Origin of the sequence: Kitasatospora sp. NPDC056531 (genome assembly GCF_042794375.1) — a bacterium.
Lineage (GTDB): Bacteria > Actinomycetota > Actinomycetes > Streptomycetales > Streptomycetaceae > Kitasatospora.
This window is the reverse complement of record NZ_JBHTTU010000169.1, coordinates 1-7,615: the sequence shown is the minus strand read 5'-3', so window position 1 is coordinate 7,615 and position 7,615 is coordinate 1. Positions and strand designations below refer to the sequence as shown.

At 73.5% G+C, this 7,615-nt stretch carries 6 protein-coding genes and 1 pseudogene; all 7 read left to right on the top strand.

Features of this window, described 5'->3' with window-relative positions; translation table 11 throughout:
* Nucleotides 1–1,139: phospholipase D-like domain-containing protein (locus ACFQ87_RS43150; protein WP_380616485.1), on the top strand; the 1,139-nt coding region annotated here is incomplete at its 5' end.
* 280 nt (nucleotides 1,140–1,419) lie between these two features.
* Nucleotides 1,420–2,919 (top strand): DUF4157 domain-containing protein, encoded by a 1,500-nt coding sequence (locus tag ACFQ87_RS43145; protein WP_380616484.1) that lies wholly within the window; start codon nucleotides 1,420–1,422, stop codon nucleotides 2,917–2,919.
* Nucleotides 2,920–2,926: 7 nt separating this feature from the next.
* Complete coding sequence (locus ACFQ87_RS43140; RefSeq protein WP_380616482.1) at nucleotides 2,927–3,859, top strand: TIR domain-containing protein; 933 nt, start codon at nucleotides 2,927–2,929, stop codon at nucleotides 3,857–3,859.
* A 211-nt stretch (nucleotides 3,860–4,070) separates the two neighbouring features.
* Nucleotides 4,071–5,618: a threonine/serine exporter ThrE family protein gene (locus tag ACFQ87_RS43135; RefSeq protein ID WP_380616480.1), complete on the top strand. Its 1,548-nt coding sequence runs from the start codon at nucleotides 4,071–4,073 to the stop codon at nucleotides 5,616–5,618.
* 278 nt (nucleotides 5,619–5,896) lie between these two features.
* A complete protein-coding gene (locus tag ACFQ87_RS43130; RefSeq protein WP_380616478.1) occupies nucleotides 5,897–6,052 on the top strand; it encodes a DUF6131 family protein in 156 nt (51 codons plus the stop codon).
* Nucleotides 6,053–6,413: 361 nt separating this feature from the next.
* Nucleotides 6,414–7,352 carry an ABC transporter ATP-binding protein gene (locus ACFQ87_RS43125; protein ID WP_380616477.1) on the top strand — a complete coding sequence of 313 codons (939 nt, stop codon included), beginning with the start codon at nucleotides 6,414–6,416 and terminating at the stop codon, nucleotides 7,350–7,352.
* A pseudogene (locus ACFQ87_RS43120) lies at nucleotides 7,349–7,615 on the top strand (ABC transporter permease); the annotation flags it as partial. The gene ACFQ87_RS43125 and the pseudogene ACFQ87_RS43120, both read left to right, overlap by 4 nt.

Genomic DNA, 7,615 nt, shown 5'->3' with positions numbered 1-7,615 from the left:
CGAAGGGCCGGGACGACCTGACGGCCAAGCTCGGTGACGCCGCCGGCAGCGTCACCGTCGAGGTCGCCTCGATGACCACCGCCAAGACCGCGTTCTCCTGGAACCACTCCAAGCTGCTGGTCGTCGACGGGCAGAGCGTCATAGCCGGCGGGATCAACAACTGGAAGGCCGACTACCTCGACACCGCCCACCCGGTCACCGACGTCGACCTCGCACTGACCGGTCCGGCCGCCGCCTCCGCCGGCGCCTACCTGGACACCCTGTGGGACTGGACCTGCCGCAACACCGGGACGTTCTCGGCCGCCTGGTTCGCCTCCACCAAGGGCGCCGCCTGCACCCCCGACCTGGAGCAGCGCCTCAACCCGCCGGCCGACCAGGTGCCCGCCACCGGCGGCCTGCCGGTGATCGCCGTCGGCGGCCTGGGCGTCGGGATCAGCGACACCGACCCCGCCTCCGTCTACCGTCCGGGCCCGGTCCCGAGCGCCGCCGACACCAAGTGCGGGCCGATCGGCCTGCACGACAACACCAACGGCGACCGCGACTACTCGACGGTCAACCCGGAGGAGAGCGCCCTGCGCGCGCTGATCGCGAGCGCGAACAGCCGCATCGACATCTCCCAGCAGGACGTGACCGGCACCTGCCCGCCGATGCCCCGCTACGACGTGCGGCTCTTCGACCTGCTCGCGGCCAAGCTCGCCGACGGCGTGAAGGTCCGCATCGTGGTCAGCGACCCCGGCAACCGGGGCGCGGTCGGCAGCGGTGGCTACTCGAAGATCAAGTCCCTCAACGAGATCAGCGACACCCTCGCCGCCCGCCTCACCGCCCGCCTCGGCGATCCGACCCAGGCCAGGACGGCGATGTGCCGGAACCTCCAGCTCGCCCCGTTCCGCGCCGCCCCCACCTCGACCTGGGCCGACGGCCACCCCTACGCGCTGCACCACAAGCTGGTCTCGGTCGACGGATCCGCCTTCTTCATCGGCTCCAAGAACCTCTACCCGGCCTGGCTGCAGGACTTCGGCTACCTCGTCGAGAACCGCACCGCCGCGACGCAGCTCAACGACCAGCTGCTCGCCCCGCAGTGGCAGTACTCGCAGGCCGCCGCTACGTACGACTACACCCGCGGCCTCTGCCAGGGCTGACGTCCGTGACGGCCGGGGGCCCGGGCCCCCGGCCGTTCTCGCCTCCGCGGCCGCCGCACCGTGAGGGTGCCCGGCGGGGCACCCGGGCCTGCCCTTCGGTCCCTGGCGCGTCGGCCGGGGAACGCGTATGCAGGAAGGGCTGCTGTCCCAGCACGGGAAGAGGCCCCTCTTGCACGCTCCCTTGCACGCTCGAGACAACGTCAGGACCCAAGCGGCCGGACGCGCCGGTACGCCGGCCCGTTCCGTCCCCGGCGGCGGCCGGGCGCCGCTGCCGGGCCTGATGGCGCTTCAGGCCACCGCCGGGAACCGGGCCGTGGTCCAGATGCTCCGTCAGGCCGGGGCCGGAGGACCGGGCGGGCGGGCCGGCGGGGCGGTGCAGCGTTCCGCCGTCCACGACGTGCTGCGCACGCCGGGCCGTCCGCTGGACTCCGCCGTCCGCTCCGAGATGGAGGGCCGGATGGGCGCGGACTTCTCCGCCGTCCGCATCCACGACGACAGTGCCGCCCGCGCCTCCGCCGCCGAGGTCGGCGCCCGCGCCTACACCTCCGGCAACCACGTCGTCATCGGGGAGGGCGGCGGGGACCGGCACACCCTGGCCCACGAGCTCACCCACGTCCTCCAGCAGCGCCAGGGCCCCGTCGCGGGCACCGACAACGGCTCCGGGCTCAGGGTCTCCGACCCCTCCGACCGGTTCGAGCGCGAGGCCGAGGCCAACGCCGTCCGGGTGATGCGCCGGGCGGTGACCGGCGGGACCGCCACGGCGGACCCGGCCGTCGCGGAACGCGCCGAGGAGCACCAGGACGAGCACGGCCACGGGCACGGCGCGGGCCCGCGGGCCGGGGAAGCCGTGCTGCAGCGGGCGGGCGTCTTCCAGCCGTTCACCGGCATGGTGTTGAGCAACGCGGCGCTCGGCGGCCTCACGACCGACGTCCTGCAGGGGGCCGGCTACGTCTACGCCAACGGCGGCACCCTCGGCAACTCGCTGTACCTGGAAAAGATGCTCAGCGACACCGGTGGCGGCTCGGCACCGGGCGAGCCCGTGGACATCACCATCATGAAGACGGCCGACAAGAAGCTGGTGCGCGCCAGGGGCCAGGACAACGTGGCCACCGCGATGCACGCGATCAACGCCGATTTTGTTGATGGTGCCAACTACACCGCCTGGAACATCTTCATGGGCTCCGCCCTGTCCAACACCCAGGAGCACTTCCACAAGGTCGAAAGTCCGATTCGCACCTCGATGAAGCGTGGCACCCACGGGCTCGCCGCAGCCTACGAGCAGTGGATCGCCGCCAACCCGCCGATCGACCTCGGCGACGGCAACATCGGCTGGGCCGCCCCGGGGCAGGTCGTCCGGGGGGCGGAGACGAGCGCGACCGCCCTGGAGCCGTACGAGGAGGACCACCCGAACCTCACCCACGTCCTGGACAAGGCGGCGCCGCGGAGCGACCCCAAGAAGAGGTGGCCCAAGATGATCTACTACCGGGTGACCCCGAACTACACGTACAGCAGCAATCCCGCACAATGGCCCCAGTTCCTGAAGGACAACCTCCAGGAGGCGCAGACGCTGGTGGACGAGGAGCAGGCCAAGCCGGTGAACGAGCAGGACCAGCAGGGACTGGCCAACGAGATCGCGGCCATGAACATCCTGCGGCAGCGGGCGCACCAGCTGTTCCCGGAGACGTTCACTTGCGCGGCGGACTACTACCTCGCCTCCTACGACCCGCAGAGCCCCTGGTGGCACAACAACGATGCGGACACCTACGACGCGGAGGTCTGAGGCACCGATGCCCCGCGACGAGCACCGTGACAAGCCCGACAGGCCCGACAAGCCAGACAAGCCCGACAACGAGCGCGACGATTACGGCGAGGAGCACGGCATGGCACCCGGCCTGACGCACGGTGACGGGCACGACGGCCCTGACCGGGCGGCACGCCCCGGGGTCTTCCTCGCCCACGCGCCCGCGGACGCCGACCGGGTCGCGGCCCTGGACGCCCGGCTGCGCGCCGGTGGCGTGCGGACCGCCGTGGACGAGTCCCGCGACCCCTCCGACGGTCTGCCGGCCGAACCGGTGCTGCAGGAGCTGGGGGCCTGCGACCTGTTCCTGCTCCTGTGGTCCCGGGGCGCGGCCGACGACCCCCACGTCCGGGAGCAGCGCCAGTACGCGGACTCGTTCGACAAGCCGTGTCTGGTCTGGCCGCTCGACGGGACGGCCCTGCCGCCCGGGGAGCGTCCGGTGGAGCAGCTGCCATCCGGCAGCGACGCCCGTGAGGTGGACGCCGCGGTCCACCGGCTGCTGGGCACCCGGCCCGCCGACGTGGGGGCCGGTGACGGCCCCGGGCGGGACCGGACGGGCGGCGCGGTGGTGGAGCCCGGCCGCTGGGCGATCGAGAGCGACGCCCAGTACGGGGAGTCCCTGGAGCTGGATCTCGCCGTCTCGGCGGACGCCGCGGTACCGGACGACTCCGTCGAAGGCGGCCGCCTGACGGGCACCCACCTGCGGGCGGGCCTGCAGGGCAAGGTCACCGGCCGCTGGTGGTTCGCCCGTACGGAGGGACGGCTCGACCTGGAGCTGGCGACCGCCTTCGGACTGCGCCCGGTGCGCGAGCTGCGCCACCTCCAGCTCCTGGGCGGCGACGACCGCTCCCTCACCGCCGAGGACCTGCACGGCATCGCCGACCCGCGGCACTACCGGCTCACCCGGGAGCGGCCCAGCTGAGACCTGCGGGCACCGGTCGGCCGCCGGGCCTGCCCCACCCGCCCGAGCCGGTCCTCGGGTGATCTCACCGGCGCCAGGCGTCCGGCCTCACCCGGATGCCGGGCGCGAACGGGCCGCCCGCACTCCAGTCGCAACGTTCACGAATCGATCGCTCAGGGTACTCGAATGGGTGCGAAAAGTAGTCGAGTGAGGGGTGGTGCAGGGAGCGACGATGCCGGAACACAAGCGGTTCGGCGTGCGGGCCGAGGCGGACGGTTCGGCCCGCCGACGCGTGCCGTGGCAGGGACGGTCCGGTGAGGCCCAGGAAGTCGACCCCGCTCCCGGGGCGCGGAGCGAGAGCGCCGACATCGACGCGGCGGCCCCCTGGCCCGATCTGATGCTGCCGTTGCTGCGCACCCCGACCACCGCCCGTCCGCTGGTCGGCGACAGGGACCGCGACGGCGCCGGGGCCGGCACGGCGGAGCCGCGGGCCGCCGAGGTAGCCGCCGTGCTGGACCTGGCGCTGCTGGTGGGCGAGCTGATGCTGGCCTGCGGCGAGGCCGCGGAGGACGTCGAGGCCGCCATGCTCGCCGTCACGCGGACCTACCGGGCCCAGCCCTGCGATCCCCAGGTCACCTTCACCCGAGTGGCGATCTCCTACCAGCAGGGCCCCCGAGAGCCGCCGGTGACGGCCGAGCGGTCCGTGCACCACCCCGGCGGGGACTACGCGCGGCTGGCGGCGCTCTTCCGGCTGGTCACCGAGATCACCGTCGGCGGACTCGGCGTGAACGACGCCCACCAGCGACTGCTGGCCGTGCGCCGGCACTGCCGCGGCTACCCCGCCTGGGCCCTGGTCCTCTCCTCCGGCCTGCTGGCCGGCGCCGCGGCGCTGCTGGTCGGCGGCCGGGCCGACGCCCGGGCCTGGCTGGTGTTCGTCAGCGCCGTCGTCACGGCCATGGCGGGCGACCGGCTCTCGGCGCTGGTCGGGCGCCACGACCTGCCGAACTTCTACCGGATCGCGACGGCCGCGACCCCGGCCGCGGTGGTCGGCATCCTGATGTCCTTCAACCAGCTGCACCTGCGCGGGTCGGTGGTGATCACCGGGGGGCTGTACGCGCTCCTGCCCGGATGGCCCATGGTGGCGGCGGTGCAGGACGGTCTCGCGGGCTTCTACCTCACCGCCGCCGCGCGGCTGTTGGAAGTGCTGTACCTGATGACGGGCGTGGTCGTCGGGGTGATGACCGTGCTCTACATCGGCGTCAACAACGGCGGCGACCTGGCGGCCAAGGGCGTACCGGCGTCGGCGTCGAACCCGCCGCTCCAACTGGCGGCGGCGATCCTGCTCACCCTGACCTTCGCGGTGCTGCTCAACACCGAGCCGGGCACGCTGCCGGGCGTGATGGTCAACAGCGGGGCGGGGTGGACGACCTACAACGTGCTGGTCGACGCCGGCGGGGAGCCCATCATGGCCACCGGCCTCGCCGCGGTGCTGGTGGGCCTGTCCGGCCAGCTCATGGCCCGGTACCGGGGCAGTTCCGCGCTGCCGTTCGTCACCGCCGCCCTGGGGCCGCTGCTGCCCGGCTCGCTGCTGTACTTCGGGCTGGTCGCCTTCGTCCGGGGCGAACCCGAGACGGGGCTCAGCGGCCTCGGACGTGCCACGGCCACGGCGATGGCCCTCGCCGTCGGCGTGAACCTGGGCCGCGAGGTGGCCCGGCTGTTCCTGCCGGCGCCGGGTGTGGCTCCGGCCGCCCGTCGGCGCAGGGGCCGCCACCGTCGGTGAGGAGCGGTCGACGGGCGTGCACGCGCGGGGGCCCGTGCGGCGTGTGGGGCGGGCTGACCGAGGAGGAACGCCGCGCCCTGTCCAGCGGCGATCCCGTCCCTTCGGCCGAGTGACGTCCGGGGCCGGTCGGAGGTTTACCGGGCCCGTGAAGCGGTAGACGCGGCTCATGGGACGGGCCGGAGAAGTGACGGCTCCACCGCCCCGGGGCGGCGTCGGCGCCGAGCGCGCCGCAGCCGGCCCCCCGCCAACGTCCCCGTCACCATCAGGGAGGAGACATCGTGATCGCGCTCGGCGTCATCCTGCTCGTCATCGGCTTCGTCATCGGGATTCCGATCCTGTGGACCATCGGCGTCATCCTGCTCCTCATCGGCCTCGTCCTGTGGGTCGCCGGGGCCGTCGGGCACACCGTCGGTGGACGTCGCCATTACTACTGACCCGCCTTCCGACCCGCCGAGCGGCTGTCCGCGCCCGCATCTCGTCACGTCGGCGCGGGCAGCCGGAAGCGCCCCCCCCGGGAACATCGCCAGGCAGGAACATCCCGGTTAACTCAAGCGTCACAGTGTCGGCACCCGGGCCTGGCCCCGGCGCTCCCGGCAGGCCTCGGCCGCCCCGAATCCGGCCCGCCCGCCGAAGACCCCTGAGTCGGAGCCGTCGCGCCCCGTGTCAGGCCGGCCGTCCGACCGGCCCTGCCGCCGGGGAGGCGGACCGTCTGCTGTTCCACCCCTGTTCAACCACGCGCTCTGGTCTGCGGCCTGTCAACGCCCTACCTTCCCTGGGGGACTGTGAGATGGGGCTATGGACGACACACAACTTGCCGTACGGGCGCGTGGATTGACGAAGTGCTTCGGCGACGTCGTGGCGCTCGACGAGGTCGGGCTGGACCTGGCGCCGGGGCGGATCCACGGGCTGGCCGGGCCGAACGGGGCCGGGAAGACGACGTTGCTCGGGTTGCTGCTCGGACTGGCGGTTGCCGACGGCGGCGAGTTGGAGGTGTTGGGCAGACCGGTCGGGCGGGCCCTGGCGGCGCCGCACGGCGTGGCCGGGTTCGTGGACGGGCCCGGGCTGTACCCGTCGCTGACCGCGCGCAGGAACCTGGCCGCGCTGGCGGCGCTGTGCGGGCAGGACGCGCGGACGGGGCGGATCGACGAGGTGCTGGCCGAGGTCGGGTTGACGGACGTCGCGGACGACCGGGTGCGGGGGTTCTCGCTGGGCATGCGGCAGCGGCTCGGGTTGGCCGCGGCGCTGCTCACGAATCCGCGGCTGCTGGTGCTGGACGAGCCGTCCAACGGTCTGGACCCGGCGGGCAAGCAGCATGTCCACCGGGCGCTGCGGCGGCTCACGGGCGACGGGGTGACCGTGGTGCTGTCCAGTCACCGCATGGACGACCTCCAGGCGTTGTGCGACGAGGTCACGATCCTCGCGACCGGGCGGGTCCGCTTCTCCGGCCCGCTGGAGAAACTGGCGGCCGAGAGCCGTGAGCTGGAACACCGCGTGCTCACCTCCGATCCGCAGGCCGCGCGGCGGGTGGCCGCCGGCGCCGTGGGGGTGCGGACCGTGGAGGAGACCGGGGCACCCGGCGGGGCACTGGTCGTGCGCGCGTCGGGGCCGGCCGTCGAGGAGTTGGTGGCCGAGCTGGTGCGCGCGGGCGTGGGGGTGCGCGAAGTCGCGCCCGTGATCCCGCCGTTGGAGGCCGCGTTCCTCGCGCTGACCGAGCGGCAGGAGGGGCTGGAATGACCACGACCATCACCACAGCCACAGCCACGGCCGGTGCCGGCACCGCGCCGGAGGCGGACCGGGTGCCGGTGAGCCGCGTGTACCGCTTCGAGGTGGTCAAGCTCGTCTCCCAGTGGCGGATCCGGCTGCTGATGCTGGCCTGTTGGACCCTGCCGGGCCTGTTCACGGCCGTGGTGGCCCAGCAGGGCACGCTGCCGTCCGACACGCTGTTCGGCCGCTGGATGCACGCCACCGGCTGGGCCGGCCCGCTGGTGGTGCTGGGC

Excerpts from the sequence above, each read along its gene's own strand:
- ACFQ87_RS43145 (WP_380616484.1), top strand. The coding sequence starts at position 1,420 with ATGGCGCTTCAGGCCACCGCCGGGAACCGGGCCGTGGTCCAGATGCTC.
- ACFQ87_RS43140 (WP_380616482.1), top strand. The coding sequence starts at position 2,927 with ATGCCCCGCGACGAGCACCGTGACAAGCCCGACAGGCCCGACAAGCCA.
- ACFQ87_RS43135 (WP_380616480.1), top strand. The coding sequence starts at position 4,071 with ATGCCGGAACACAAGCGGTTCGGCGTGCGGGCCGAGGCGGACGGTTCG.
- ACFQ87_RS43125 (WP_380616477.1), top strand. The coding sequence starts at position 6,414 with ATGGACGACACACAACTTGCCGTACGGGCGCGTGGATTGACGAAGTGC.